Genomic DNA, 1,391 nt, shown 5'->3' on the forward strand with positions numbered 1-1,391 from the left:
ATTTATGATTATCCAAAAATATCGATACAAGGTTGATCATCGCGGAGTCGTCGATAATTTGGCGGGATAGGGCTATCATGCAGGACAGGTAGAGCGCGATTAAACGGTTTCTTGTGTGAACTAAATGCTCATCGCAGTCTTTTTTCAGCTCATTAACGACTTTTTCATCGCGCGCTGTTTTAAGAATGGCGTCTAACTCTTTGAATTGGTTGGTGGAATAATTTCCAAGACTCGCTCTTGTCCATTTTTCCTCGTTTAACATTTCATTTAAATTTTTTAAAAGCGTTTGCGCGCTCTCTGATAATGTTACTGCTGTTTCAGCGTTATTCATAATACTTTTTCTCCTGTCCTTACTTGGCGTACATATTGTAAACAGCCAAATCGGTAACTCTTATTTTTAATAAGACCTCTTCAATAAGTGAAGGATCTTCTTTACTTGTCTCATAATGATCAATAAGCCAAAAATAATGATTTAAAAGCCTTGGCTTTAAAATCTCCCGTTTTGCGGGATTTGACTCATACTCGGTTTCCAACGAAAAAGTCGACTGCTTCAACCTGCCCGCTTCCATTTGCTTTAATTCGCGCTTTATGGAAAAAACTCCCCATAAATAACCGTAAACCGGTATCCATTCACATATTTCCCCGTCCTTGTAACCCAGTTCCGCAACGCTGTCGCGCAGTTTAAGAATCAGCGCGGATTCCAAAAACCTTATGTCAATTTTTGACGGGTCAATGAAAAACGCTTCCCTAAACAATGTCTTTGCCGTCTTTGTCTGAGCCAGAAGAGCGTTAATGTCGGCAACTTCGGCAAGCATTTCGGCGTCCTCCCTTTTTATTTGGACGGCTTGTTCAAGGTAATTCAGCGCCTTGTTGTAATCGCCAAGTCCTTTGTAACAGCGCCCGGTTAAAAGCAATAAACCTGAATCATGCTGGTTCGCCGGGTTAGCGAGCAATCCTTCAAAAAAAAAGAGCGCTTTTGAATAAACAAAATATCGAATAGAATATTGACACTGTTCAAAATTTTGATTTAAATGACTCAAAAAAACATAGTATTGCTTCAGCAATGAAATTAAAGAAGCTCCTTTTTCATAAGGGGTTTTTATCTCATCAATCCTCCCAATGTGTTGAAGCCACCATTTAACGCATTTAAGAGCGTGTTTGACTTCTTCGTTTTCATAATCATGGTTCATGGCTTCTTCTAAAAGACTGCAAGCCGCTGACGGATCAGAAGTTTTCAGTTTTTCATAGGCGTTTTTTAACAGCCCCGCAACCTGCCCATTTTCCATTTTTTCTTATTTTCAGTATACCATTTTTTCATTGTTTGACAATAGTATCTGTAATGGGTATAATATTAAAAATGAACAAAATCATCGTTCCGCCGTCTACGGATA

General features: G+C 39.0%; 1 protein-coding gene and 1 pseudogene. Both read right to left on the reverse strand.

Annotated features, from left to right (window positions below; all coding sequences use genetic code 11):
• Positions 1 to 331: pseudogene (locus ACYVTD_RS12855) on the reverse strand (transcription elongation factor GreA); the annotation flags it as partial.
• Between the two features lie 19 nt (positions 332 to 350).
• Positions 351 to 1,286, reverse strand: coding sequence for a tetratricopeptide repeat protein (locus ACYVTD_RS12860; protein ID WP_461248141.1), 936 nt, complete (start codon positions 1,284 to 1,286; stop codon positions 351 to 353).
• Between the last annotated feature and the right edge of the window lie 105 nt (positions 1,287 to 1,391).

The sequence above is a fragment of the Treponema sp. R6D11 genome (genome assembly GCF_054786075.1).